At 42.3% G+C, this 26909-nt stretch carries 18 protein-coding genes, 1 tRNA gene and 1 pseudogene; 10 read left to right on the top strand and 10 right to left on the bottom strand.

Annotated elements, in window-relative coordinates; translation table 11 throughout:
• Positions 1 to 49: 49 nt before the first annotated feature.
• Positions 50 to 1804, bottom strand: a complete 1755-nt coding sequence (locus I5907_RS17045; protein ID WP_196992005.1) for a hypothetical protein — start codon at positions 1802 to 1804, stop codon at positions 50 to 52.
• A gap of 295 nt (positions 1805 to 2099) precedes the next feature.
• On the opposite strand from I5907_RS17045, the gene I5907_RS17040 reads away from it, so the two are divergent.
• Positions 2100 to 2351 carry a hypothetical protein gene (locus I5907_RS17040; protein WP_196992004.1) on the top strand — a complete coding sequence of 84 codons (252 nt, stop codon included), beginning with the start codon at positions 2100 to 2102 and terminating at the stop codon, positions 2349 to 2351.
• 35 nt (positions 2352 to 2386) lie between these two features.
• Positions 2387 to 2692, top strand: coding sequence for an antibiotic biosynthesis monooxygenase family protein (locus I5907_RS17035; RefSeq protein ID WP_196992003.1), 306 nt, complete (start codon positions 2387 to 2389; stop codon positions 2690 to 2692).
• Positions 2693 to 2847: 155 nt separating this feature from the next.
• On the opposite strand, the gene I5907_RS17030 is transcribed toward I5907_RS17035, so the two are convergent.
• The 3 genes from I5907_RS17030 to I5907_RS17020 form a co-directional block, all read right to left on the bottom strand.
• A complete protein-coding gene (locus I5907_RS17030; protein WP_196992002.1) occupies positions 2848 to 4008 on the bottom strand; it encodes a hypothetical protein in 1161 nt (386 codons plus the stop codon).
• Between the two features lie 238 nt (positions 4009 to 4246).
• Complete coding sequence (locus I5907_RS17025; protein ID WP_196992001.1) at positions 4247 to 10726, bottom strand: beta strand repeat-containing protein; 6480 nt, start codon at positions 10724 to 10726, stop codon at positions 4247 to 4249.
• Positions 10727 to 11119: 393 nt separating this feature from the next.
• Positions 11120 to 12274 carry an acyl-CoA dehydrogenase family protein gene (locus I5907_RS17020; RefSeq protein WP_196992000.1) on the bottom strand — a complete coding sequence of 385 codons (1155 nt, stop codon included), beginning with the start codon at positions 12272 to 12274 and terminating at the stop codon, positions 11120 to 11122.
• Between the two features lie 275 nt (positions 12275 to 12549).
• Here I5907_RS17020 and I5907_RS17015 point away from each other — a divergent pair, with 275 nt between their 5' ends.
• Positions 12550 to 13548: a beta-ketoacyl-ACP synthase III gene (locus tag I5907_RS17015; RefSeq protein WP_196991999.1), complete on the top strand. Its 999-nt coding sequence runs from the start codon at positions 12550 to 12552 to the stop codon at positions 13546 to 13548.
• Between the two features lie 300 nt (positions 13549 to 13848).
• On the opposite strand, the gene I5907_RS17010 is transcribed toward I5907_RS17015, so the two are convergent.
• Positions 13849 to 14346, bottom strand: a complete 498-nt coding sequence (locus I5907_RS17010; protein WP_231402146.1) for a GtrA family protein — start codon at positions 14344 to 14346, stop codon at positions 13849 to 13851.
• Positions 14347 to 14488: 142 nt separating this feature from the next.
• Here I5907_RS17010 and argS point away from each other — a divergent pair, with 142 nt between their 5' ends.
• Together argS and I5907_RS17000 are read left to right on the top strand one after the other, a co-directional pair.
• Positions 14489 to 16270 carry an arginine--tRNA ligase gene (gene argS, locus I5907_RS17005; RefSeq protein WP_196991998.1) on the top strand — a complete coding sequence of 594 codons (1782 nt, stop codon included), beginning with the start codon at positions 14489 to 14491 and terminating at the stop codon, positions 16268 to 16270.
• 290 nt (positions 16271 to 16560) lie between these two features.
• Positions 16561 to 17340 (top strand): hypothetical protein, encoded by a 780-nt coding sequence (locus I5907_RS17000; protein WP_196991997.1) that lies wholly within the window; start codon positions 16561 to 16563, stop codon positions 17338 to 17340.
• 53 nt (positions 17341 to 17393) lie between these two features.
• On the opposite strand, the gene I5907_RS16995 is transcribed toward I5907_RS17000, so the two are convergent.
• Positions 17394 to 17972 carry a YdeI/OmpD-associated family protein gene (locus tag I5907_RS16995; RefSeq protein ID WP_196991996.1) on the bottom strand — a complete coding sequence of 193 codons (579 nt, stop codon included), beginning with the start codon at positions 17970 to 17972 and terminating at the stop codon, positions 17394 to 17396.
• 4 nt (positions 17973 to 17976) lie between these two features.
• Positions 17977 to 19335: a glutamine synthetase family protein gene (locus I5907_RS16990; protein WP_196991995.1), complete on the bottom strand. Its 1359-nt coding sequence runs from the start codon at positions 19333 to 19335 to the stop codon at positions 17977 to 17979.
• 294 nt (positions 19336 to 19629) lie between these two features.
• On the opposite strand from I5907_RS16990, the gene I5907_RS16985 reads away from it, so the two are divergent.
• Positions 19630 to 21129, top strand: coding sequence for an NAD(P)H-hydrate dehydratase (locus tag I5907_RS16985; RefSeq protein WP_196991994.1), 1500 nt, complete (start codon positions 19630 to 19632; stop codon positions 21127 to 21129).
• A 119-nt stretch (positions 21130 to 21248) separates the two neighbouring features.
• Here the strand turns inward: I5907_RS16985 and I5907_RS16980 are convergent, their stop codons facing one another.
• Complete coding sequence (locus I5907_RS16980) at positions 21249 to 21704, bottom strand: hypothetical protein (RefSeq protein ID WP_196991993.1); 456 nt, start codon at positions 21702 to 21704, stop codon at positions 21249 to 21251.
• A gap of 283 nt (positions 21705 to 21987) precedes the next feature.
• On the opposite strand from I5907_RS16980, the gene I5907_RS16975 reads away from it, so the two are divergent.
• A complete protein-coding gene (locus I5907_RS16975) occupies positions 21988 to 22533 on the top strand; it encodes a hypothetical protein (RefSeq protein ID WP_196991992.1) in 546 nt (181 codons plus the stop codon).
• Positions 22534 to 22593: 60 nt separating this feature from the next.
• Positions 22594 to 22666, top strand: a tRNA-Thr gene (locus tag I5907_RS16970).
• 222 nt (positions 22667 to 22888) lie between these two features.
• Here I5907_RS16970 and I5907_RS16960 read toward each other — a convergent pair.
• Positions 22889 to 23824: pseudogene (locus tag I5907_RS16960) on the bottom strand (IS1595 family transposase).
• Between the two features lie 281 nt (positions 23825 to 24105).
• On the opposite strand from I5907_RS16960, the gene I5907_RS16955 reads away from it, so the two are divergent.
• Together I5907_RS16955 and I5907_RS16950 are read left to right on the top strand one after the other, a co-directional pair.
• A complete protein-coding gene (locus tag I5907_RS16955; protein ID WP_196991990.1) occupies positions 24106 to 24618 on the top strand; it encodes a hypothetical protein in 513 nt (170 codons plus the stop codon).
• 298 nt (positions 24619 to 24916) lie between these two features.
• Positions 24917 to 25666 carry a methyltransferase domain-containing protein gene (locus tag I5907_RS16950; protein ID WP_196991989.1) on the top strand — a complete coding sequence of 250 codons (750 nt, stop codon included), beginning with the start codon at positions 24917 to 24919 and terminating at the stop codon, positions 25664 to 25666.
• A gap of 3 nt (positions 25667 to 25669) precedes the next feature.
• On the opposite strand, the gene I5907_RS16945 is transcribed toward I5907_RS16950, so the two are convergent.
• Positions 25670 to 26833, bottom strand: a complete 1164-nt coding sequence (locus I5907_RS16945; RefSeq protein WP_196991988.1) for a hypothetical protein — start codon at positions 26831 to 26833, stop codon at positions 25670 to 25672.
• Positions 26834 to 26909 lie beyond the last annotated feature (76 nt).

The raw sequence follows: 26909 nt of genomic DNA, 5'->3' as shown, positions 1-26909 counted from the left end.
GGCTCCTGTAAGTTTTTTGCTACTGCAGTTATAAAAAAGTATCTACATTCTAGCGAATGATTATAATTTTTTGCCTGGCTGTTGGCGCACCGTATATTTCGATATAGTAAGTACCTGTTGACAGGTTTGCCGGCAATTTTATAGTGCCGGCAGTGCTCATGCCGCTTGCTACAATTGCAGCACTGGCGGTAAAGAGTTTATATGCGGTATTTGCATAAATATTCTTTACGTACACAATTCCACCCGGTTTTGCAGGGTTAGGGTAGATCAACTGTTGTTTGTCATTCAACGTTATGGCATAATGATCTGCGGTGTTTACAGCGCTGGTGCAGGCAACAGTGGTAAAGTTTTGCACTGCAGAAAATGGAGATGTTGTATTCCGGGAACTGTCACAGATTGTCCGGATTTTCCATTCATAAACGGTGCTACAGGTAAGTCCCCTGGCAATAAATGTATTACTGCCTGCCCCGGTGATTACTTTCTTCCATCGACTGGCAGCTATAGGCTTCGCCCATATTTCGTATCCATACGCACCGGGTACGGGCAACCAGTTTAATCTGGCTTTATTGGCATTGATGTTTGAAACAGTTAAACCAACAGGGGTTGTACACAGAGGTGCTTGCATAAATTTAGCGGTATATCCGCCAACCACATATATGTTATTGTCATTTCCAATATCCAAGCCGTAGGCAAATCCCCCGCTCGTTGAATGAGTCCAGCCGATAGTGCCGTTACTGTTTATTTTGCAGACAGCCATCTCTGTTAATGTGCCTGCCGCGAGGTAGGCATTGTTAATGGCATCCAGTTTCATTTGTGCAGGTAATAACAGGTTGTACAATGGCCCGTCAGCATCAAGATTTTGCCACAGCATCGTTCCGCTGCTGTCAAATTTTGCAAACGCAGCGCCGCCGTTACCGTTGTTGGGAAATCCGCTGATGACGGGCTGATTATCCGAACCGACCTCTGCCAGGTAGCCAATCACATCATGTAGCTTTTGCCACAAAATATTTCCTGCGGGCGATAATTTTTTTATCACACCTTTACCATTTAGTACATACTCATGATGTGTAAGGTATGTGTTGCCATACAGATCACCTGCTGCATCGCCTGTATACAAGCTCAAAACACCTGCATAGTTCCATATGTTATTGCCTTCAAGGTCGATCTTTGAATATCCGTTTACGCTTCCGGTTATGCCCCGTCCTGTTATCAGTATTTTGTTATCGGGTGTAAGTTTAATGTTTAGCGGTGCGCCTATTCCTGCATCATCGTAATAAGTCCACGCAGTAGTTCCATCCGGGGTAATTTTTTTTACACTGGTTACGAGCCCTGAGGGGCCATTGCCCAGGCCTAGTACGTAGATGTTATCGTTGGCATCTGTGACACATTTTTTTGTAGAAGAGCCGTCGAAACTGCTTTCGTACACCTTACGCCAAAGCAAAGTGCCGGAAGACGAATACTTCATAACAATGCTTGCGGCGTTTACCGGGTTGGAGTAACCTGATCTTATTGTGCCGGTAACAAATACGTTATTCTGATGATCTGTTTCAACCCAGGTAGCTACTTCATGTCTTGTCTGGTCTGTGTTATCAAAAGAAGCCTGCCATTGAATTTCGCCCGAAGTATTTCGTTTTGTGAGGGTAATATCTCCACCGGGACTATAATCCCAATCTGCAGTGTAAACATTGTTGAACAGATCGGTTGCGACTGAAACACCACGCGGTTCATTTACCCATGCTGTTGTAACCTGTGCTTTGCCTATAAACGATACAATGCATAACAGGCAGGTAATTATTTTTCTCATATTAATGGCAATTTTTGTAGTTAGTAACCAATATGGGTTGGTAATTTTTCAAAGGTTAATCGGGTGCTGAAGCAATGAAACAATTGCAGGTATAACCATAGCAATTTAACCGCTTGTATTTTAAAAAAACATGACCAGGATTAGCATGCAGGTTTTTTAGAATGTTGCAGCCATAGTATAATGCACTGTTTTGGTAACAACCCCTGAAGTTTTTGTAACCCGTAATGCCAATACGCTTATGTTAATTTTGGAAACCGGCTCAGGATTTACAACAAGCCATTACTTTCGCAGTATAATGACGGACGAATTTATTCTCACCACCAACTACAATGAAACCAGCCGCGATTTTAAAGCACACCTGCTGCTGCAAGGTTTTAGTTATAAGATAGTCGTACAAATTGATGAGATGGATGTTTACTTTGAACGCGATGAAGAAAGTAATTTTCGCGTGGTAACTATACCAGGCCAGGATGTAAAGAAGCTGGAAAAAATCGATAAGCAACTATTGCAATTGCTGGCAGATGAGCTTACAGTTATTTTACGTTAGCAATGTTAACAGCAAAAAAATTTTAATTAAATACGATGATACTTGAAGTGGCAATACTTAATATAAAACCAGGGCAGGAGTCTGCGTTTGAAAAAGATTTTCAAACCGCAGGAAAGTATATTTCTTCGATAGATGGTTACATTAAACATTCATTACGCAGGTGTGTGGAACAGGCAAATAAATACTTACTGCTGGTGGAATGGCAAAAACTGGAAGACCACACCATTGGGTTCAGGCAATCTCTGCAATACCTGGAATGGAAAAAATTGTTGCATCATTATTACGATCCTTTTCCGGTTGTAGAACACTATGAAATGTTGAGCGCAAACCTGCCAGGTTAAATGTTAGATCAGCTTTGTAAGCTAATGCTTTTTAAACATTGATCGCTGCAGCTTCACCAGTGTTCTGAACGATGAACGTAATGCGACGCAACGAAGATGCCACGAAGCACAAAAGCCGGCTCTCACAAACTAACATGTCGTGCATTTAACCACTCCTATTTTTTGCGCGTAAGGGTAAGGTATTCCAGCAACAGCGCATCATTGTATGCAGGGCAATAATGATAAAAGAAGCCGATCTTTTTTGCTGTTGCAAACTTTTTTTGGAGATTTTTAAAGTAGGAAGGTATGTTGCCAACAAAAAAACAAAAATCGTTCTGTTCAATTTTCGGTACCACATCCTGCATATCTATTTGTATGGGAGGAGGTTCGTAACCAAGTTTCAATATCGTGGTACTGAGTATTATTTTTTCCAGCATGTTGGTGGTTAAAGCCAGCTCTCTTGCAGCGTCAGAAACAATTTTAACACGCAGTGGCTCGAGTGCGGCAACGGGCTTAATGTACATCAGTCTTGCTACATGATAGAGAATGAGCGATGTTTTTGGATAATACGGTGATGCATACACCGCATGCGTTCGGTGATAGTCGTTCTGCAATGTGGTGATAATTACGTCAAGGCTTGCAGAGTCGGCTTTTGTCCACTGGAGGTTGTATTGCTGCACAAATGCGAGTACGTTACACAAAACAGATACATCAAACACTACCGGGAACTTTTTTCCAAACCAGGTAGAATAGGCAGGCTTGTTGCGGTAGTTTTCTATCACAGATCTTACCCTGTTCGTATCGCTGTTTACAAATTGCTGCATCAGTGCATGTACAACAGCAGCATTGGCGCTGTCCGTCTCCAGGGCCAGCAAAGAAAGCACGGTGTCATCCATATCATCCGGCAATGAAATATCTTTTGCAAATGGCGTTAAAATGCCTGCATACGGGTAATCATAAGTTGTATCTGTGCGCCAAAAATTATAGGTGTTTCTGCCTTTCCGGTTTTTAAAAAATGCATAGGCAGGTACTCCATTGATAAGCATCGTATTGGTCAGCGGTTGTAAGTTTTTATTAAGCGTTGCTTTAATATCCTGCAACGTATATGCAATAAGCCCGTTAAAGAAAATATTGTTGTCTTTTTTTGCCGTGGAAAATTTTTCATTGTTATTGATGTAAGAAGGGTAAACGCCGCGTATAAAAAAATCATCCTGCTGCACCTGGTGCGTATTGATTCTTTCGAGAATAAATTTCAACAGCAAACTATCCTGCGCAACCGCTACACAACAAACACATTGAGCAACCACCAGCCATAAAAAAAATCGCATTACTTTCATTACACGAAGATTGAATTCTGCATCAATATTATGCCATTTATAAGATCTGTTATAAAGTAAGCTGCATTGCTACTATCAGGCACCTGTTGTGTCACTCACTTGTACGGCAGCAAATGAGTGGGCATTGTGTAACTGGTTTTGTTTGTTGCAATCATAAAGCGGATAGGCGCTCATGAAAAAAGCTGTCTCCTGCGAGACAGCCTTCGGTTTTTCGGGCGTGTATTGGAAAAATCATTGCTTAATCTGTAACAATAATTTTTAGGGGTTTACTGGCCCATTGTGTGTTCAGTAGCCTGATAATGTATGTTCCTCTTGCTGTGCCGGCAGGTAGTATAATGGTTTTGCTACCCGTTTCATTTGCCCGCACATTTTCAAGTACACCATTTAAAAGACGTTGCCCGTTTATGTTGAATAGTTCGTAGTTAATAGTTCCGGCCACAGGCAATTTGTAGTTGATGGTAAAATGCCCGCCCGTAACAGGGTTTGGCATCACGAGTATCGAACCAGCCTGCAGTTGTTTACATGTCAGCATCGCGGCTTTGCTCAACACTGCTTTTCCAAAGATGTCTGTTGTTTTAATCCTGAACCAGATAGCGTTACAGGGTGCAGGAATGTTGGCATCGGTATAGCTGTAAGCGGCAGACTGGCCGGCCCTTACTTCACTTATTGCTGTAAAATTTACCGCATCTGTACTTCTTTCAATGGTAAAGCCGGTAACGTTGGGTATAGCTGTACTCCATTTAAGCAATACGCTGTTACCAGACCATGCTGCGTTAAGATCAATTGATTCATCGGGTAGAACAATACTGCACGATACAGGAGTCGGGCTCATATTGATTGACCCGGTACTGGTACACCCGTTAATGCTGGTAATCTGCACAGTGTATTGACCGGCTTTGTTGATATACGGCATGCGCATATTGGAAGTGGCATTGTCATCTGCCGTACTGTAGGTATTGCTGGTATAAAACCTGCCACCTGAAGTAGTGGTCCATTTCCAGCTATAGCCGTTATTTTCCATCAATCGCAACCAGTTATTGGGTGTAGAGCCGCAAGACCATGCAATAGAAGGAAGCGTGTTGTCGTAAATAACTGCGCCCGTTATCGCGCTGCCTTTACAGCCAATGGCATCGGTTACAGTAACAGTGAAACTTCCTGTTGTAGTTGGATTTGCAGTGGTGTTTTGAAGGTTAGCATTGGTTACGCCGCTTCCTGCCCATGCATACGTGTAAGGACTTATGCCACCTGTTGCCGAAGCGTTCAGTTGTATGGAAGACGGAAGGGATTGCGCACAGTAAACGCCTTTATTTACGCCTGCTGTTGCGTTTGGTGATGATGTGCCGCTTGCTAAACAATTGGCAATACCAAAATTGGCGTTTAAGGCCTGTGCTGTTATATTGCCCAATGATAATATACCATCTGCAGTGCCATCACTGCCTGTACCGGCGCCGAAATTCTCGCCGGTGTTTACCCATCCCGAAGGCAAGGTTACCGCCGGTGGTGCGGCACCTATAGTTGCGGCTGCGGTAGTGATACGAACCGAATAAGCATTGTTTGTGAGGCCGGCAAAGCTGAAAGCGCCACTGCCGGATACAGCAGTTGCCGCAATAACCGTATTTGAAGCAGTATTGATAAGCACTGCATTTATGGTATTGCCTGCATTTGTGCCGGTACCATTAATCATGTTGTCTGTAAGTCCGTTAACGTCGTTATATACATTGCCTGATATTGTAAGGTTGAAGGATAGGGTGGCTGTTCCTTCATTCGAAGACTGGAAGCCTGCCCCATCCCTTGCCACAAACCTGATCGACACAGATCCGCTACCGTTAAAAGATGGATCAACCGTAATTGTTTGGGTCGGGTTCCCGTTTGCATCTGCGGTAACTATTACGCCTGCCGCCGGAAATGTGGCGCTGGTGTAACTGGTTCCATTAATAACCATACTTGTTGTATTTGCAGGAAACGTAGTGATGCGGATAGCCGTTACAGCACCCGGTGCAGGATCGCTGCTTGTTGTAACATTGGTAAATGTTCCTGCGTTTACAGTAAACTGGGCTGTACCCCCGATATTGTTTATACCGGTTTGTGTACCGCTGCCGGCTGTTGGTGGTTGTTCAATGCCAAAGTTTGCATTGGAAACCGTGCTGTTTATAGTGCCAATACTGAGTATCCCGTTAATAGTTCCATCACTGCCTGTTCCGCTACCGAGGTTTTCTCCGGTGTTTACCCATCCCGCGGGAAGTGTAACAACGGGTGGTGCGCTGCCCACTGCTGATGTATTGGTAGTTATACGAACCGCATAACTTCCGTCAGCAAGACCTGTAAAATTATAGTTGCCACTACTGCTTACTGAAGACAATGCTGTCACAAGATTTGTTGCCGTATTTACGAGTATTGCATTCAGTGTGTTGCCCGCATTGGTTCCGCTTCCATTCACTATGTTATCGGTAAGGCCATTTGTATCGTTGTAAACATTACCTGCTACTGCATTAAATAAACTTACCGTTGCTATACCTGTATTGGCCGATTCGACATTTGCAGCATCTCTCGCTACAAACGAGATAGTTATGGTGCCGCTTCCGTTGAAGGATGGATCAACCGTAATTGCCTGGCCAGGGTTACCGTTTACATCGGTGGTAACAATTATACCTGCTGCCGGAAATGTGGCGCTGGTGTAACTGGTTCCATTGATAACCATACTTGTTGTATTTGCAGGAAATGTCGTGATGCGGATACTTGTGACAGCGCCCGGAGCGGGGTCACTGCTGGGTGTTATAGTGGTAAATGCACCTGCATTTATAGTAACCTGTATTGTTCCACCCGGGTTTGTACCTGCATTGTAACTACCACTTCCTGCTGCAGGTCGCTCGTCTATACCAAAGTTGGCGCTTGTTACTACACCGGTAATATTGCCAATATCAAGAATACCGTCCGGTGTTCCGTCACTGCCAGCGGCGGGGCCGGTGTTTTCACCGGTGTTCACCCATGTTGCCGGGCCTGAAACTGCGGGAGGAAGACTGCCGACCGTAGCTGCCAGTGTTGTGATGCGAACGGAATAATTGCCATTTGTAAGACCGGTGAAAGTATAGTTGCCTCCTGTTGCCACAGTAGAAGCAACCACCAGGCCGGTGGTATTGTTGACCAATACAGCATTGATCACGTCTCCGGGGTTTACAGACGGGCCATTTACGGTGTTGTCACTAAGACCATTTGCATCGTATAATATATTACCCGATACGGCAGTGGTAAAGCTTATAGCCGCGGTGCCTGTATTAGAAGATTCCATACCTGCAGCATCTCTTGCAACAAAAGAAATCGTTACCGCACCACTTCCGTTAAACGAAGGGTCTACCGTAACAGTCTGCGCAGGATTGCCGCTGGCATCTGCGGTAACTGTAACGCCGGCAACGGGAAAGGTTGCGCTTGTGTAACTGGTGCCATTAATGACAATACTCGTGGCATTTACAGGGAACGAGGTGATACGTAAGCCGGTTACAGCTCCCGGTGAAGGATCGCTGCTGGCAGTAGTGTTCGTAAAGGCCGATGGGTTTACGGTAACCTGTGTTGTTCCACCCGGGTTGGTACCGGCACTTTGCATACCGCTGCCTGCGGCGGGTGGCTGTTCAATTCCAAAGTTTACGTTATTTACAAATGCTGTTATAGTGCCAAGGTTTAGGATACCATCTACCGTTCCGTCACTACCGGAAATAAAACCAACAATTTCACCTGTTCTTACCCAGCCGGATGGTAATGTTACAGCAGGAGGGGCACTACCGACCGCAGCTGCAGTAGTGGTGATTCTAACCGAATAATTACCATTTGTAAGACCGCTGAAAGTATAGGTGCCGCCCGTTGCGACAGCAGAGGCTGCTACTAACCCGGTAGTATTATTCACCAGTACCGCACTAATGAGATTGCCCGGATTAATTATTGTGCCATTAACAGCATTGTCAGAAAGACCGTTGAAGTCATTATATATATTACCTGATATGTAAGTTGTAAAATTGATAGCCGCTGTGCCTGTATTGGAAGATTCCATACCTGCAGCATCTCTTACAACAAAAGAAATGGTTACTGTGCCGCTTCCGTTAAATAATGGATCTACTGTAATAGTCTGCGCAGGATTGCCGCTGGCGTCGGTCGTAACTGTAACGCCGGCAACAGGAAAGGTTGCACTTGTGTAACTGGTGCCATTAATGACAATACTCGTGGCATTTACAGGAAACGAGGTGATACGTAAGCCGGTTACAGCTCCTGGCGAGGGATCGCTGCTGGCAGTGGTATTCGTAAAGGTGGATGCATTTACGGTAACCTGTGACGTACGGCCGGGATTGTTGCCTGCATTTTGGCTACCACTACCTGCAGTGGGAGGCTGTTCAATACCAAAATTTTGCCCGGTTATGTCAGTTGTGCCGGTAGTTAAATCAATACTGCCAGGTGTTGAACTTTGTGCTGCCGTATTCCCACTACCTACATTCTCACCGGTATTAACCCATCCGCCGGGCAGTTGTGGTGATGAGGAAAAAGATGTGGTTGTTAATACCAGTTTATACCCGCTTACCGACTGAGGTGCACCGATAGAATAGGTTCCGTTAGTGGCTACGGCTACAGATCTGACGATGTTATTCCCGCCATCTATAAGATTCACAAAAACGGTGTTCCCCGCGTTTGTTCCCGCTTCTAAGCCGTCGATCAACAAATTGCCGTTTACATCGTTCCATACCGTGCCTGAAATAAGATTTGTTACAGCTAACTGGTAATCTTCCACCTCCCCATTGCTTGCAACTCCGGTACTTCTTTCATCAATATTGGTTGTCGATATATCATCTGTAAGGCCCGCAGAAGTAATCCTGGTACGCATATAAAGTTTGCTGTTCAGGCCTGACGTAGGCAACCCGCTCCAGGTTAGTGTGACATTTGCTGTGCCGGTTCCAACCGACCTGACCAATATTTCACTGCTCGAAAATTTCCCATCATTATTCCAGTCTACCCATGCATACAGGTTGACGTTTGCGCCGGTGTTGTTAACGGTGTTTACGGTTACACTATAAGTTCCGTTTCGCGTATATGCGGGCAATGTTGTAATGCCATCTTCTTCGGTACCATCACCATTGCTGCCATTATTGTCTGCACCTGCAGCAACATTTACAATGTTATTGTTATTGGCTGTTGGAAAAGTTGCACCAAGCCTTAGCGTGAGCGGATTCGTGGTAAGTAAATGTGTGGCATAGTTCCCGTTCTCGTAGCTGGCGGGAACATCCCCGGCGTCGAAACTTGTGGCTGCACAAATGTCTATTGTGCCTGTATTTGTACAGTTGAAATCAACTTCCACATCATCTATCGATGTACCGTCTCCCATAGAGCCGAATACACGGTGGCCGATGTAACAATACCTTGAGCTACCCTGTTTTACAATAATGGTGGAGTGACCACCAACTTCCATAAAAGTGGCTATATCTGTACCAACTGTAAAACCGTTGGGAATAGTTGGCCTGTTAAGCGTTGTGATGGTCTGGTTGTGACCGATCATGCCATAAGAGTTATCTCCCCATGTATAAACTGTTCCATTATTAAGTACTGCACCCGCTGCACCATAATGGTCATCGCTTTCGTTGGCACTGATGAGTCTTACACTTGTCAGAGCAGCTGTTCCTGTACCGGGCTGCACCACGTTTGTCCAGTTTAGCTGATCCGTATAATTACCAACACCCATCTGGCCTGTGGTGTTTTCACCCACCACATAAATCTTACCATTGGTATGCAACGCGTAATAAGCCATCAGGTCAGTGGTAGTATTCTTACTGCCCACCTGTATCATCTTCACCTGGCTTGCGCTGGTAAAATCTGCAGGAACAGTCATAGCTGTTGCAAAGCGTCTGTCGACACTAGCGCTGCCATTTGCGAGCAATGACTCATCTCCCCATGTGTACCATGCATTTGTACTGGTTATTGCAAACCCTCCTTTATAGGTGATGCGCATATGTACAACGTTGGTAAGGTTGGTCGTGCTGTTTATTTTAACCTGGTGCCACGCATTATTTGTAACAGTTGTACCATCTCCATAAGCCTGGTACCGCGAGCCGAGCGTGTAGACATCGCCTGTATTGGTTTGAATGGCCAGGACCTGGTGACTGGCGGTCATATATGCAATGTCTGCCGGCGTTAGGGTTCCCGGTAAGCCGTAGCTATTGGCCCCTGTCGGGGTTATGGACTGAAATGCGTCATTGGTTGTTATAGCTGTGGGGATAACAAGGTTTTCTGTACCCCAGGCATAAAGATGTGTTGAAGTAAGTAAAATTACCTGCGGCTCTTCCCATGTTGATCCCATGGCCATAAGTAAGGGAGAACCGGTATAATTAAACCCGTTTGCAGGTGTTACGGCTGTGGGCGATAAAAGATCTGCATTTGTAGTTGTCGGGCCCGTTTGCTCGCCCCAAATTACAAACGATCCGTTTGCAAGGCGTGCAAATGATGAGTGATAGGCAGAAGTAACCTCATCATAAATAACTGAGGGGTTACAAAATTGTTGCGCCACACTTTTTGCAGGTAATACAAGTGCTAACAGGCAAACAGCCAGGCAATTAACAGACCATTTTAAATATATGCGGAATGAAGGAAAAAGTATTGCAGCGGAGGTTTTTTTTACCTGGAGGTTTTTTTTACAAGCAACAATTGCTTTTAAAAAAATACCAACGGGAAGGTGGTTTTTCTTTTGCATGATATGGATTTGAAATTCGGACTAGTAAAAGAGCTACAAATTTACATATTATAATAAAATTGTAATTAAAATAAATATTAATATATAATCAAATAGTGGTTAATAATAAATTATAGAAATGTTAATATAAAAATATAATTGTTAAATGCGAAGGGTATAAACTGTTAATTGTGAAAGCGTTGATTTTTATCTGGTATTAAAAGCGTGTTCAGGACTTTGATAAAGGCCTTATGAAATGTTTTGCTTAGATCTTCGGGTTTGTTCAATATGGTTACTGCAGCTGAAGCGTGCGACGCAACGGAAGCTTAATGGATGCATTGCAGCCGGGCTCATAAAATAAATAACCCCGCAATTTCTTACGGGGCTATTTTCTCATGTGCTTTATTAAACCAACTATTGTAAAATACTTCGTCCTATTACAATACGTTGTACCTCACTGGTACCTTCATATATCTGTGTAATTTTTGCATCGCGCATTAAACGTTCAACATGGTATTCTTTTACAAAACCATAGCCGCCGTGTATCTGCACTGCTTCGGTTGCAGTCCACATAGCTGTTTCGCTTGCAAACACTTTTGCCATTGAACTGCTTAGTGTGTAGTCTATGTTATTATCTTTTTCCCAGGCGGCTTTTAAACAAAGCAAGCGGGCAGATTCTATGCGTGTTGCCATGTCGGCCAATTTAAATTGTATGGCCTGGTGATGCATGATCTCTTTGCCGAAAGCTTTACGTTGTTTGGCATAATTCAAAGACAATTCATAAGCGCCGCTGGCTATGCCCAGTGCCTGCGATGCAATACCAATGCGCCCACCGGCAAGTGTTTTCATAGCGAACTTAAAACCAAATCCATCTTCGCCTACACGATTTTCTTTGGGCACTTTTACATCATTGAAAAGTATGGTATGTGTATCGCTGCCACGTATACCCAGTTTGTTTTCTTTAGCACCCACGGTTACACCCGGCCAGTTTTTTTCAACGATAAGGCAATTGATACCTTTCGATCCTTTTGCTGCATCTGTTTGTGCCATTACAAGATATACACTGGCACTGTTTCCATTCGTGATCCAGTTTTTAACACCGTTCAACAAATAGTGATCACCCTTATCTTCTGCTATCGTTCTTTGGGAAGTTGCATCACTGCCTGCTTCGGGCTCGCTTAGCAGGAACGCGCCAATATACAGTCCGCCCTCTTTTTTGCCCTGTGCGAGTGGGGTTAGGTATTGTTGCTTTTGTGTTTCATTGCCAAACTTTTCAAGGCCCCAGCAAACAAGACTGTTGTTTACACTCATACACACACTTACGCTCGCATCTATTTTACTGATTTCTTCCATTGCCAGCACGTAGCTTACCGTGTCCATACCGGCACCACCGTAATCCGGGCTTACCATCATACCCATAAACCCGAGGTCTGCCAGTTGCATGATCTGTTCTTTGGGAAATTTTTGTAATTCATCCCGTTCAATAACACCGGGCAAACACTCTGTAACTGCAAAATCCCGTGCAGCTTTTTGAATCATCAGTTGTTCTTCTGTAAATTGAAAATGCATGGTTGTTAGAATAGATGCGCAAATGTAGCTGAAACAATTATAAAACTAACAGTCGATAGTGTAAAAATTATTTACCTCAATTTGAGTAACTCATTCATACATTTTTCAAATACCTTTTGAATGGGTTAGTTTTTGTATAATCAATAACGATTTAGCTTATTAATTGTTTAAGCGTAAGCCGATTATGTATTCAGTTATCAAAAAGTCCTGCCCGGCAAATACTAACAGTTACTAATATCTTATTTCAATACATTTGCCCGACAATCGGAATACTTATGAATAAAATTACTGCCGCTATTACTGCGGTTGGTGGCTATGTACCCGAATACAGGCTAACAAACGCAGAGTTGGAAAAGATGGTAGAAACAAATGACGAATGGATCAGAACCCGTACCGGAATTGAAGAAAGACGCATCCTTAAAGAACCCGGTAAAGCCACCAGCGATCTTTGTGTGCCCGCCGTACAGGAAATACTTCGCAAAAAAAATCTGGACCCTAAAGAAATTGACTGCATTATTTGCGCCACCGTAACCCCCGATATGGTTTTTCCTGCCACAGCAAACATTGTTGCAGATAAAGTGGGTGCAACCAATTCATTTAGTTACGATATCAGTGCCGCCTGCAGCGGTTTTCTTTTTGCCCTTACTACAGGTGCCGCATACATTGAAAGTGGCCGCTACAAAAAAGTAATTGTAATCGGCGCAGATAAAATGAGTGCGATTATCGATTATACCGATCGTGCCACCTGCATTATTTTTGGCGATGGCGCAGGTGCTGTTTTACTCGAGGCCGACACAGAAGGCTATGGACTTATCGATTCAGTTTTAAAAAGCGATGGCAGCGGCCGCGATTTCCTGCATATGAAAGCCGGAGGTTCTTTAAAACCTGCAACAGTAGAATCGGTTACCGCCAAGGAGCATTATGTGTACCAGGAAGGAAAAACCGTTTTCAAATTTGCGGTGGTAGGCATGGCAGATGTAAGCGCACAAATAATGGAGCGTAATAATCTTACGGCTGACGATATTGCATGGCTCGTGCCACACCAGGCCAACCTGCGTATCATAGATGCCACGGCCGCCCGTATGAACCTGCCCAAAGAAAAAGTCATGATCAACATACAGAAATACGGTAACACAACTGCCGGCACATTGCCACTTTGTTTGTGGGATTGGGAAAAACAGCTTAAACGCGGCGATAACATTGTGCTTGCCGCATTCGGCGGTGGTTTTACCTGGGGTGCTTCGCTTATAAAATGGGCTTATAACACAGCGTAAGATAGTTATGTAACCGGCAGCAGTTTTCATGGCATCGCCGGTTGTGTCACTCACTTGTACGTTCCGTTTTTTGTGGCAACTGTAGCCCTGCGCTTTTGCAGGCCTTCAACATATCCAATATGCCAAAGCGCCAAGAGCCGTAATAAACAAATCATATCAACGCCATGAGCATTATATAAACGGGTTTAAAAAATTGCATAGCAATTTTTTAAACCCGTTGTCAATTCTCAATGTTACAAAGGTTTCAAAAAAAGTAAACAACGCTCCTCCTTTTTTTCGACTTAGACCTGTTCTGCTACCTCATTTCGTTTCACGGAAAGAAAAATAACGGCTGGAGAGATAACTGAAGGTGATGACAAATATTGCCGTAAACATTTTAGATGGAGTAGGGTACCACCCGAAGTATTCGATAAACAGCTTGAGTAAAAAGTAATTCAGCAACATTGTTCCTGCCACCACCAAAAAGTACCGGAACAACTGCACCCTTTTGCGCATACCAGATTCGGGGAAAACAACATACCGGCTCAGGTAAAACCCAATAGGAAAAGTAAACAGTATTGCAAAAAGATATTCCGCAGCTATATAGTTTGAAAATGCAATAAAAGGCAGGTGTACCACCGGTTGGGGATATATGTAATGGAAACCGATATAGTACAGCAAAATGCCCAGCGCAGTGTTGCCACCGCCACACGCTGCATAGCGAAAGGTTTGTAACGGAATAAAGTTTTTGAATGGCGGATAAAAAAAATCCACCACATTTAAAATTGTATTCCTCACCCAATAATGCAGCTTAAGCATAGTGGCGGCGAAGGTAAAGTATAAGGATATTACGCATTGTTAAACCAATTTGATTTTTTTAGACCCGTGCATCAACAGCAGCACACGGCTTATTGTATTAATCTTGTGGCGCTTTCTTATTTTTGCCACCCAAATCACAGGAATGAGTATTGTAATAAAGATAAAAGAAGCTGCGTCTGAAGCAATTAAAGCATTGTATAATGTGGAGATTGCTGCAAAAGATATTACTGTAAATGCCACAAAGCCGGAGTTTGAAGGTGATTATACTATTGTAATATTTTCTTTGATAAAACAACTGCGCAAAGCACCGGATGTAGCCGGCAATGAACTGGGCACTTACCTTACTCAACACCATGCAAACCTGTTTGGTTCTTTTAACGTCATCAAAGGTTTTCTGAATCTTGTTGTGGCTGATCAATATTGGCTGCAATTTCTCACTAACAATTACAGCAATGAACACCCGGGAGAAAGTGCCAGAAATGGTAAAAAGGTAATGGTGGAATACTCTTCACCCAACACCAATAAGCCACTTCATCTTGGTCATTTAAGAAACAATTTCCTCGGCTGGAGCACGGCCGCAATACTCAATGCCGGCGGGTACGATATTGTAAAAACCTGCATTGTAAACGACCGCGGTATTCACATATGCAAAAGCATGATTGCCTGGCAGCTTTTTGCAAATGGGGCCACGCCACAAAGTGAAGGCGTTAAAGGTGATCATTTTGTTGGCGATTACTACGTGAAGTTTAATGAAGAGTATAAAAAAGAAGTGGCAGCGCTTATGGCCGGCGGACTATCAAAAGAAGCGGCAGAAAAAGAAGCACCCATAATGAAAGCTGCACAGCAAATGCTGGTTGACTGGGAAGCCGGAAACCCTGCTGTGGTTGAACTTTGGAAAACGATGAATGAATGGGTATACGCCGGTTTTGATGAAACATACAAACGAATTGGCAGCAACTTCGATAAAATATATTACGAAAGCCAGACTTATTTGCTTGGTAAAGATCTTGTGGAAGATGGTCTTGCTAAGGGTGTATTTACACAAAGGGCTGACGGCAGTGTATGGATAGATCTTACGGCAGACGGATTGGATGAAAAAATTGTTCGCCGTAAAGACGGCACATCGGTTTATATAACACAGGATATCGGTCTTGTTGTAAATAAGTACGAAGAATACGGCTGCGACCAAAGCATATATGTAGTAGGAGATGAGCAGAATTATCATTTCAAGGTATTGAAACTGATTGCCCAAAAGCTTGGTTTGCCTTCTGCAGATGGCATTTACCATTTGAGTTATGGCATGGTAGAATTACCTACCGGTAAAATGAAAAGCCGGGAAGGTACTGTTGTAGATGCAGATGATATCGTTAACGAAATGATCAGCATTGCGCGGCAAAAAACAGAAGAGCTGGGAAAAGTAAAAGACTTTACAGAAACGGAACTTGCCGCACTCTATAATACGATTGGTCTTGGTGCATTGAAGTTCTTTTTACTGCGTGTAGATCCTAAAAAGAAAATGATCTTTAATCCTGAAGAGAGTATAGACTTTCATGGGTTTACGGGCCCGTTTGTGCAATACACTTATGCCAGGATCAAAAGTATTTTGAGAAAGGTTGGAAACACTGAATACAATGTATCAGGAAACAATGAATCATTATTGCCTTTGGAAAAAGCTGTCATCAACCAGCTTGAACAATTTGCCGGAGTAATTGATGAGTGTGCCACAGAACATGACCCTTCCAAACTTGCCATTTATGTGTTTAACCTGGCTAAAATATTCAATTCTTTTTATACCGAACATTCTATCTCAAATGCTGAAACGGCTGACAAAAAAATGTTGCGTCTGCAACTGGCGCAATTAACTGCGCATACCATCAAATCAGCGATGCAACTGCTGGGCATAGAGGTGCCTGAAAGAATGTAACGTTATAGCCTTTACTTTATGCTGCACAAGACCTTGACAGTTTTGATACGCTGATCGCTGCAGCTGCTATAACACCGGAACCCTGAAGTGAGTGACACAACAGGCGATGCCATGAAAACCTCAGTTGGTTTCCAAACTTTTTTTCTGCCCGTTATTGGCGGTCATAGTCATGCCTACAATTTTTTTGACTGAATGAATGCTGCCGATATAATATTATTTTGCATATGACGGATACGCAAAATGATTTCGTAATTTGTTGTGCTCAACGATTACCAACCTAAATGCTTGTCATGAAAAATTTCCGCACACTATTAGCAGCCTTATGTTTTGTTACCACATTTATTGCCTGTAAAAAAGAAGCAGCCCCGCCACGAGAAGCGGTTGTTGCCAGTGTTGCTGCATCTGAGGCCGTTACCGGTGATAGATGGTGGGCAGATTACATTGCATTTCGCGGCTACCCGAGATCGCGGCGTTTTGCCGATCATTTTTTTGTGGCCAATGGGTATGCAAGGCTATATACAGACACAGTCGCGATATACCCGTCCAATTATTACTCCACTGTTTTCCGTCTAAGGGTTCCTGCATCAAGAAACATTAACGCAGACAGTATAACGTTTGAAGCGCATGTAAAAAATCCTTCTAATTCATCTCAGTATATTCCTTTTCACGGGAGAGATATCGGGCTGAAAATTATTGGTGAAACAGACAGTGCACTGATCAATAATGTAACGCCGGACAGTATACGAAGCGATGCGCATGATTATGCTATCATGCAGATCGGCAGTAACCGCATTGATAATGTAACGCAACTGCAATACCTGTTTGAAGACTGGGGAACACTTATCATTCAAACATTTAACAATGGTGTGGTGGCATACCGCGACGACCAGTACCTGAGAGGGTTGCCGTATGCCGGGCAGCCACTTTTAGGCAGGCTCAAAGAGTTGTCTGTGTCTTTCAAAGGCTCCGGCTATATTGATTGGGTGAAGTTGTACAATAGTGCAACCGGCGAACTGATCATGTCTGAAGATTTCAATATTGACGGGCAAAGTTCTGTTGTTTGGTACTAAAACCTTTACCCTCATAAAAAAAGCTCCGGCGCTGTACCGGAGTTTTTTTATGCTTATTGATTAGCTTTTATGTTTTGTGCTGCAAGTTCTATAGTTGTTGCAATGCGGGCCTGGCGTGTTTCCGGCCGTTTGGCGCTATAGATCCAGGTAAGAATGATCTTCTGCGAAGAAATGCTGAACTGATCAAAGTGTTGTTTTGCCTGTTTGTTTTTGCTGAGCGCTTTTGCAAGATCATCAGGAATTACCAGGTTGTCTATTACATCCAGTGTATTCCAGGAGCCGTTTTCTTTGGCTTTTTCAATTGCTGCAATACCTGCCGGTGCCAATAAACCCGCTGCAGACAAGCGTTCTATTCTTTCTTTGTTGATCTTGCTCCAAACGCTTTTGGGTTTGCGCCTGGTAAATGAAAGATAAAAACTGTCCTCATCACGTTTGTTTGGTTTGCTGTCTATCCAGCCAAAGCAAAGCCCTTCTTCCACGGCTTCTGCATAATTGACTGATGGCGTGGGGCTGTCTTTTTTATAAATGATCAGCCATACCCGTGTTTCAGTGGCGTGGTTTTTTTGCAACCATCTGCGCCAGGTTTTCCTGTCCTTTGCATAAAATGCGGGTATGTCTTTATAAATTTCCAACAGTCTATATTATTTCGAAGTAACGTTTGAGTTCCCAGTCAGTAACATGTTTGCCAAACTGCCGCCATTCCCATAAGCGTGTTTGCGTAAAATGATCAACAAACGCATCGCCAAACAATTCTTTTGCCAGTGTTGATTGCTGCATTTGTGTTGCTGCTTCCAACAAAGTGGCGGGTAATACGCCGTTCGCTTTATCCTGGTAGCCGTTGCCAACCGTAGCAGGTATATCAAGCGGCAGTTTATGTTGTATGCCATACAGGCCTGATGCAAGGGCCGCTGCAATGGCCAGGTAAGGATTACTGTCAGCACCGGGCACCCTTGTTTCAACCCTCGTGTATTTTTCCGTGGGGTGCAATACACGTATAGCTGTTGTGCGGTTATCGATGCCCCATGTAATAGTAGTGGGTGCCCAGGCGCCTTCTACCAGCCGTTTATAGCTGTTAATGGTTGGTGCATACATTGGCGTTATGTGCGGCATGCAGTACAACTGCCCTGCAATGTAGTGCTTCATCAGATCGCTCATGTTGTTGCTTTCAGCGGCATCGTAAAAAAGGTTTTGTGTGTTGTCTTTATTCCAGAGGCTTTGGTGTATGTGGCCGCTGCAACCCGGTAAATCCTCGTTCCATTTGGCCATAAAAGAAGCCATAATGCCGTGTTTGTAAGCAATTTCTTTTACCGCTGTTTTAAACAATACCGCCTTGTCTGCAGCCTTCAGTGTTTCATCATGTGCAATAGCCGCTTCATAAACACCCGGGCCTGTTTCTGTGTGTATGCCTTCTATTGGAATATCAAATTGTGTAAGCAAATTAAACAGGTCGTAGTAATAATCATTTTGCATAGATGTACGCAAAATAGAATAACCAAACATACCCGGTGTAAGCGGTTCTATTTTGGTAAACTGTTTTTGTTGCAGGGTTTGCGGTGTCTCTTTAAAATTAAACCACTCAAATTCCTGTGCAAAAGAAGCATGGTAGCCCATGTCTGCACACTGCTTTACCACACGCTTCAATAAACTCCTGCTGCAGGATGGCAGATCATGGCCAGGTTTGCCACTAAAGTCTGCCAGGAAAAAAGGTATATCATCCTGCCAGGGAATACTGCGCATTGTTGAAAGGTCTATACGCACGGGTCTGTCCGGGTAGCCGGAGTGCCAGCCCGTAAGTTGTACATTATCGTAGGCGTGGTCGTTGCTGTCCCATCCAAATACCACATCGCAAAAACCAATACCGCTATCCAGTGTGTCGAGCAGTTTTTGCTTGCTGATTACTTTGCCACGCAATATGCCATCGATGTCTGCAAAAGCAAATTTTATTTTGTCAATATTATGTTGCTGTAAAAATCCTTTCAGTTCCTGGTTATCCATGATGTGGTGGTTAACTGTTATACTAAGTTAAATACAAAGTTGTGTGTATAAAAGCTTATTTCAAACAGTAATTAACATGGTTTTATTGTGGGCCATGCTACAGTATATGCATGAGGCTTTCGTTGCGTCGCACTCTTGTACGGCATTGCATGTTTCGGCAGTTCCGGTTCCGGCAGCTTATGTTTTATCCATACCTGTCAATGTTTATGTATAAGCTACTGTTACCCTGTAAAAAAAGTTGTTTGTAAAAAGGCAACATGCATTTTAAAAGCAAGCAGTAATTTTAGCGCTGCTATGAAACTACTATCGCCGCAACAGATACATGATTGGGATGCCTATACTGTAGCCAACGAACCAATAGCCTCTATAGACCTGATGGAGCGTGCCGCAAAACGTTGTACTGATTTTATTATCGGACAAAATTTCCCGCAACAACAGGTGGTGATCTTTTGTGGTAAAGGCAATAATGGGGGAGATGGTCTTGCTATAGCAAGACAACTGACCGATGCAGGTTTAACCGCTGTGGTGTATATACTGGAGTTTGGAGCACGGGGTACAGATGATTTTCAAATAAACCTGCACCGGTTGCACCAGGCCAATGTGCAGGTACATTATATTCAGTCCGGGGAGTTCTTTCCGTTTATTGATAAAGAAGATCATCTTGTTATAGATGCATTGTTTGGCAGCGGGCTAAACCGGCCCTTGCAGGATCTGAGTGCCGCTCTTGTTTACCATATCAACGACTCCGGTGCCAGCGTAGTAGCCATTGATGTGCCGAGTGGTATGTTTATAGATAAAAGTTCGAAAGGTGCCGCTGTAATTAAAGCCACCCATACACTCACTTTCCAGGCGTTGAAACAATGCTTTATCGTAGCAGAAAATGAAGCATTGACAGGGTTGGTTCATGTGCTGGATATTGGCTTGTTACCCGCTTTTCTCCATACGGTTGAGGCACCGCGTTTCAGTAACCGGGAAGATGTTGCTGCGATCATGAAGCCGAGAACATCCTTCGCACATAAAGGAACATACGGGCATGCAATGCTTGTTGCAGGTAACAAAGGCAAAATGGGTGCTGCAATCCTTTGTGCAAAAGCTGCTTTAAAAACAGGCGCCGGCCTGGTTACACTTTGCACACACGAAGATTACTTCAGCGCGGTACACAGTGCACTGCCCGAAGCTATGTGCCTGTCGCAACATGAAGTTGTTGATACGGCAACATATAAAACAATTGGCATAGGCCCCGGCATAGGTACAGGTGCTGAAAGCGGTTCCCTGGTATCAAAAACACTGGAGCAGTTTACAGCGCCAATGGTTATAGATGCGGATGCGCTGAATATTGTTTCGGCCAATAAAACATGGCTGGAAAAAATGCCGGCACAAACAATTGTAACACCGCATCCCAAAGAATTTGAAAGGCTTTTTGGTAAAAGTGACAATGATTTTGACCGTTTGCAAAAAACCATTACACTCTCTAAGCAATACCCGCTGATCATTGTATTGAAAGGTCATTATACGCTGGTAGCTGCAAATGGTAATGCATGGTTCAATACAACCGGCAACGCCGGTATGGCAAAAGGTGGCAGCGGGGATGTGTTGACGGGCATGCTGACTGCATTACTCGCACAGGGCTACGAGCCTTTACAGGCTGCCATTGCAGGTGTTTACCTGCATGGGCTGGCAGCAGATATTGCGGCACAAACCATGGCGCAGGAATCAATGCTGGCTTCTGACATTATTGATCATATATCTGATGCATTGCTTAGCCTGCATGAAACTGCGGGTCAGTCATTTTAGTTTTTACAACCTGCACAGGAACCGGCTCGTAGTAAGTGTTGTATAGTAGCACATGCCTGCCAGCGTACCGAACCCTGAAGTGTGCGACGCAACGGCAATGATATACATCTTTAACCACGCTAGTCCACGCGTCTAACTTTTACTGTATAATTGGGCTTTGATTGATCTATAAATGGTTTTATCTTAGAGAGCAACTCATAATTTTCCGTATCTTCTTCAAATTGAATAAATATAAACTCGTCGTCATTTTCTATATCAATTTCCCATGTATCAAACATGAGAATTTCATTATAAAGTATACCTAGTTGTTGAGCATATTCTTTGTATAAATATGCGGTGTTCTCTAATGCATTCAATCCTATAGAAACTCTTCTTCGACTACTTATTCCCTTAATTTGTCTGAGTATTTCTGTTGGTGAATTTTTTGAAAATTGAACATCTAAGTTGACTTCATCTTCTTCAAAATCCCAATCAGTTTGTACTAACTGGCCATAGCTTATCCCTAATACTTTTGCTAGTAGGGCATCTCGTTTAATCTCCTCATTTTCCATCATTTCATTTTTCAGCACACCCATAATATCAATTTTTATTTTTCTTTTTTAAAACCTGTTCTGTTTTAGCTTTTTTATTTACAGTACTATCTTTTGGTACATAAGAAGTACTCATATTGAATAGTTCTTCAAATGAGGTGTTGAGCTTTATTTTTTTCTCTTGCGTTGCATTGGCCTTAATTTTCTTTGACGTAATTAAATATTTTGACTAATCCAAATCTTATTATTCACAATCGGTCTAATTCTATGGATAACGTTAGACTAAATTTTTTGTCGCCATTAGGATTATTTCATCTATATTTGATGAATGGAAAATATTTCTATCCATATTGATTTAAAATCAGACAAGCAAGCTCGGCTTCACATTAAATTATATGAAACCGAAATCGCAAATCTGCAAGATAAAGTTAACGATTTGAACAAACAGTTGGAAGAAACTTCAAGTGAAATCGAGCAGTACAGAACGCTCATATATGACATCAATAAGCAACTAAAATACGCAGGTACAGGAAAGACTATAAGTGATTATGTTAAAATTAGTCCTAAAGAAAATGAGTATAGCGATAAGTGGCCGCTCTTTAAAAAATGTGAGTACATATTAAATAACTCTTCAACATTACTAACTACGCGGGAACTGGCAGAAAGGATATTTGAGATTGAAAATTGGTTTGACGAGAAAAACGAAAGCGTAATCGACCCATTACATAAAAACATCGGAGCAACATTATATCAAAAACTACAAAAAAACGAGATATTTTATAGAGAAAACATTAACGGCGAGTATAAATACGGTTTATTAGAAAAGGTAGTAAAAGAACCTGAAAGTGAAGAAGAATTAGACTTACCTTTCTAATAAAAAACCGCCTGGTTCAGAGGCGGCAATTTTTTTAGTAGACATGGATAACAAAATACTGAGGGGATGGCCAAGTTGGTTAAGGCACAGGACTGGTACTCCTGAACCGCGGGATCGTACCCCGCTCCCCTCTCTTTTTGCGTATATGCAAGGTAATACGCTTAAATGAGATAAACAAATTTCTTAAGAACAAATTGTCGTTTCGCAGGCGACAATAACAAGAACAGTATCAATATATGTACTGTTAACCCTGTGCACACAGCCTCTCATAAGGGTCTCTCATTAGGCGTAAGTGTTGTGTACGGGATTGTTATTATATGTAAAGTACGTACTAAACTTGACAATAGCAAGCTTCTTAGTCAACTTTACCAATAAGTTGTTTGTATTTCAATCTCCCTTCACACTTCTTTATACTTACCTGAAATCTATCTACGTCTTTTATCTTACGTGTATTATACCTGTATGCAGTCTCAATACAATACCTGCTTAAATGTTTTACAGATACTTGGTGATATATTCCATAGATAGAGCGTTTAAGGTGGCTAAAAAAACCTTCTACGCTATTTGTATGAAATCAACTTGCGTTGACGTATTCATCTAAATTGTGGTTAACTACTTCATGTTGCAGATATTCTTTGTCTAAGCCACGGTAAGCAATAAAGCTATCAGTAACTACAACTGTATTCTTATCAACATGCGCACGTACCATATCTTTTAAAGTCTGTTTTGAACTATCCCAAACTTGGACTTTAACCTTACTATCTTGTTCCAAAAGAGCTACAACAGGAGTTTTGTTGTCTATGTGACTTCTATTCTCAGCATGAGCCTTTCCCCTTATGGATTTATGCTTATTCTTCATTTTGCCGCCAACGTAAGTTTCATCAATTTGCACCATATTTGAAGATTTTTCCTCAGACTTATCTACGTACATTTCACGTATTCTGTGTAATACAAACCATGCACTTTTTTGTGTTATTCCTAAGTCTCTAGCAAGTTGATGTGAGCTTATACCTTTCTTATGGTTACCTATTAAATACATAGCGAGAAACCATTTTTGTAAAGGCACTTTACTATTCTCATAAATACTGCCAACAGTAACACTAAATATCTTTCTACATGTTTTTTCTCTGCATTTAAAACGCTTATTATCGCTGAATCTGCAAACATTAGTTGATTGACAGAAAGGACATACAACACCATTAGGCCAACGTCCATCTTCTAAAAACTTTCTGCATACTTCATCGCTATTAAAGAAATTTGTAAACTCGATTATGTTCTTAAAGTATTTCATTGTTTAAAGTTTATAACTTTCAACTATTTAGGTAAAAAAATATATTTATCTACGATTAACAACAGGTATAGAAGGAAATCTATTCAATTCTATAAACTGTATTCCATCAATAATGAATGCAGACATTTTGCCTTCTTTTATTAACTTGTAAATGTATGACGGAGTTACACTTTCTCTTAAAGCGTAATTTTTTATTGTCATCAAATTAGCAATATCAACTTTCATAATATAAAATTACATACTAAAGTTGAAAGTTACAAACTTTAAACAAATATTTTTTTATGGCTGACAGGCAATATAATCGCATAGTTCAAACTACATTGAAATATAGAGGCGTTGTAATACATCAAATGTCTCATTTGGAAAAAGCATTAGATACATACATTGCACACTATTTAACTGATAATAACGAGGTTAAAATTAGTGAGATGCAATTACTAATATTTGGAGATAATAGAATGACAATGGAAAGTAAAAGACAAATATTCCATTACATTGCTCAACATCACGATAATTGGTGGTATAAGAATTATAAACCAGTAAGAGAGGTTGAATCTAAAAAAGGCTCTGTTTTGATGAATAAAGATTTGACATGGGTTATTGAGCAGAGAAATGTTTTTGCGCATTGCATTCCTGACACGAGATATGAAGCCTATTTAGAAACTGATTCAGTTGGTTTTTTAAAATTTAAAGACAAAGAAGAACGAATACAATTTACTCAGGATGAATTTAATATACTCGAATTAACAATTCTTAATTTAGTCAATTATTTTATGCATAGAAATAATATTTAGTAGAGCCCCTATTTAATGGGTATTGTGCACAAATCCATTACGTCAACGGGGCTAACTACCTTCTTTAATTATTTTACGTGGTTAAAGTAATATATCATCGCCGACGCAACGATGCATCATAGCAGTAATGCAGCCTGGCTCATACCTCATCGAACAACCAATGTAACGTGCGCTGCGAAAAGAAAGATAAAACAGTAAAATACTTTACCGGCGCATGCCAATAAATAGATCAGGGCGGGCGTTTGAGTTGCTGTATTTACTTAATTTAGAGCTTTCGGTAATACATAAACCCCGCATCATGTTTTCGTCAATCAAAAGAGCACTGCATCCAAAAATCTTACAGAAAAAAATGTTGCGTATTGCCATGCGTGGCAAAAATGTTGAATGCCCCTGTTGCGGTGCTACGTTTGTAACATTTTTGCCTGCAGGTATTCAGAAACGGCCCAATGCGGCATGTTTAAAATGCGGTTCGCTGGAAAGGCACAGGGCATTGTCGTTGTACTTTAAAGACAATCCAGGTTTATTTAAAGCACACAACCGGTTATTACACGTAGCGCCTGAAAAAATATTCAGTATCTATTTTCAATCGCGAAAAGATATTGAATATGTGGCCATAGACCTTGAGCCTGATGCATACGATTATGCACCGGCCACCATTGCCATGGATCTTACCGACCTTCAATTTGATGCAGATAATTTTGATATCATTATCTGCAGCCATGTGCTGGAACATGTGCCGGATGATGCCAAAGCAATGCAGGAAATGTATCGTGTGCTTAAGCCAGGCGGCTGGGCAATCATTAATGTTCCCGTTGATCCTAACCGCACAAAAACCTTTGAAGACCCAACTATACACGACCCTGTAAAACGTACGGAGCTTTTTAACCAGCCAGACCATGTAAGGGTGTATGGCAAAGATTATGTTGACCGTTTACAGGCTGCAGGCTTTGTTGTGGAGGTAATACAATGGTATTATCAATACGATCACAACACACGGTTTAAGTACGGTCTTAAAGAAAATGAACTGATTTATTTATGCCGCAAGTAACGCTTATTCACTCAGCGATAAGCCTGCTGTATCATCCAGCCTTGCAATAATTCCCCAACCATAAAAGTAGTTTGCCAGCGCGATCATTATTTCGTTTTTGCCTTGTTTTAATGGCAATGTAAAGTTTGCGTTTTCTATGGTGCACCTGCCATCATTTTTCGCCTGTGGTGTACCAAAGTAATTTTTGCCTGCATACACTATTTGCCCGTTGATGAATACCCATGCTTCATCACTAAAACCAAGTTGTATTGTTCGTTCCTGTTCTTTATCTGCTATAATGGTGGTGCGCAGCCAGGTTAACCTGCGTGCATCATTTTCTGTTGCGCCAAACAAATTATATACGTTTACAATACCCCTGTTGTTGGCAATAAGAGGTTGCCATTTCGCAGAACTGTCCGGCAAATCAGCTTTAGTGAGGGTGCCGTACATGCTGGGGAGACTGATGATGATTTCTTTGCCAAAAGGGAACCCGATCGCCGGTGCAACTTCCCATTTCCTCAGGTAGCGTGTGTCGTTGGCAATAACGTTTAATGCTGCCGAAGAGTCAAGCGATTCAACAACTCCCGGTTTTATAACAAGGTTGGCAAAGATCACATTTCCTGATAAGGAGATGCCGCCAGATCGTTGGCTGCTTTCCAGCTCTGGTACAACAAGCGCTGGTTTATGCATGTCGTTCACATAAGCCTTCATTTGTTTACCGGATATTACCAGCTTTACATGGTTCCAGCTATCCTGATGTATGACTGCGCCGGCCTGGTATTCATCAGCAAGATCCCACATACTTACACCGTCTTTTATCTCGGCATATTGAAGGGTTGTTCTTGTTGCACTGCTTACCGGGCCAAAAGACCTGATATAAAAATGCTCGCCGTTTTTATTGTCAGCCGACATACGAAAGTTAATGCCGGGAAACCCCATGCCGGACAATTCCACATCGAATTCTATGGTGCCGGCTGTAAATACCTGGTCTTTGAGAAAAACCTGGTAAAAAGCATTGTTCCGGCCTTTTACACAACGCACTGATTTGTATAACACAAACTCAGTTTTGGAAGAATCGAATTGCCACGCTGCAGGTTGCATGGGAACAGTTATGTGTTTTGCCTGTGCCTTTGCGCCGCAGCAGGTTATTAGTACAGCAATGCTTATAAAAACGGATCTTTTTTTCATGTTGAATACTTATTGCCCTAAAGTAAGCTGCACAAAAAGTGCGGGTAAATTTTTTCGACCAATTACATATTTGGAA

It is taken from the genome of Panacibacter microcysteis, from assembly GCF_015831355.1.
GTDB classification, from domain to species: domain Bacteria; phylum Bacteroidota; class Bacteroidia; order Chitinophagales; family Chitinophagaceae; genus Panacibacter; species Panacibacter microcysteis.
The sequence above is the reverse complement of the archived record's forward strand: the minus strand, read 5'-3'. Positions and strand labels throughout refer to the sequence as shown.

Coding starts and splice junctions, on each gene's coding strand:
- I5907_RS17015 (WP_196991999.1), top strand. CDS start 12,550: ATGAATAAAATTACTGCCGCTATTACTGCGGTTGGTGGCTATGTACCC.
- I5907_RS16950 (WP_196991989.1), top strand. CDS start 24,917: ATGTTTTCGTCAATCAAAAGAGCACTGCATCCAAAAATCTTACAGAAA.
- I5907_RS16975 (WP_196991992.1), top strand. CDS start 21,988: ATGGAAAATATTTCTATCCATATTGATTTAAAATCAGACAAGCAAGCT.
- argS (WP_196991998.1), top strand. CDS start 14,489: ATGAGTATTGTAATAAAGATAAAAGAAGCTGCGTCTGAAGCAATTAAA.
- I5907_RS16985 (WP_196991994.1), top strand. CDS start 19,630: ATGAAACTACTATCGCCGCAACAGATACATGATTGGGATGCCTATACT.
- I5907_RS16945 (WP_196991988.1), bottom strand. CDS start 26,833: ATGAAAAAAAGATCCGTTTTTATAAGCATTGCTGTACTAATAACCTGC.
- I5907_RS16980 (WP_196991993.1), bottom strand. CDS start 21,704: ATGGGTGTGCTGAAAAATGAAATGATGGAAAATGAGGAGATTAAACGA.
- I5907_RS16955 (WP_196991990.1), top strand. CDS start 24,106: ATGGCTGACAGGCAATATAATCGCATAGTTCAAACTACATTGAAATAT.
- I5907_RS17020 (WP_196992000.1), bottom strand. CDS start 12,274: ATGCATTTTCAATTTACAGAAGAACAACTGATGATTCAAAAAGCTGCA.
- I5907_RS17035 (WP_196992003.1), top strand. CDS start 2,387: ATGATACTTGAAGTGGCAATACTTAATATAAAACCAGGGCAGGAGTCT.
- I5907_RS17040 (WP_196992004.1), top strand. CDS start 2,100: ATGACGGACGAATTTATTCTCACCACCAACTACAATGAAACCAGCCGC.
- I5907_RS17045 (WP_196992005.1), bottom strand. CDS start 1,804: ATGAGAAAAATAATTACCTGCCTGTTATGCATTGTATCGTTTATAGGC.
- I5907_RS17010 (WP_231402146.1), bottom strand. CDS start 14,346: ATGCTTAAGCTGCATTATTGGGTGAGGAATACAATTTTAAATGTGGTG.
- I5907_RS17030 (WP_196992002.1), bottom strand. CDS start 4,008: ATGAAAGTAATGCGATTTTTTTTATGGCTGGTGGTTGCTCAATGTGTT.
- I5907_RS16990 (WP_196991995.1), bottom strand. CDS start 19,335: ATGGATAACCAGGAACTGAAAGGATTTTTACAGCAACATAATATTGAC.
- I5907_RS17025 (WP_196992001.1), bottom strand. CDS start 10,726: ATGCAAAAGAAAAACCACCTTCCCGTTGGTATTTTTTTAAAAGCAATT.
- I5907_RS17000 (WP_196991997.1), top strand. CDS start 16,561: ATGAAAAATTTCCGCACACTATTAGCAGCCTTATGTTTTGTTACCACA.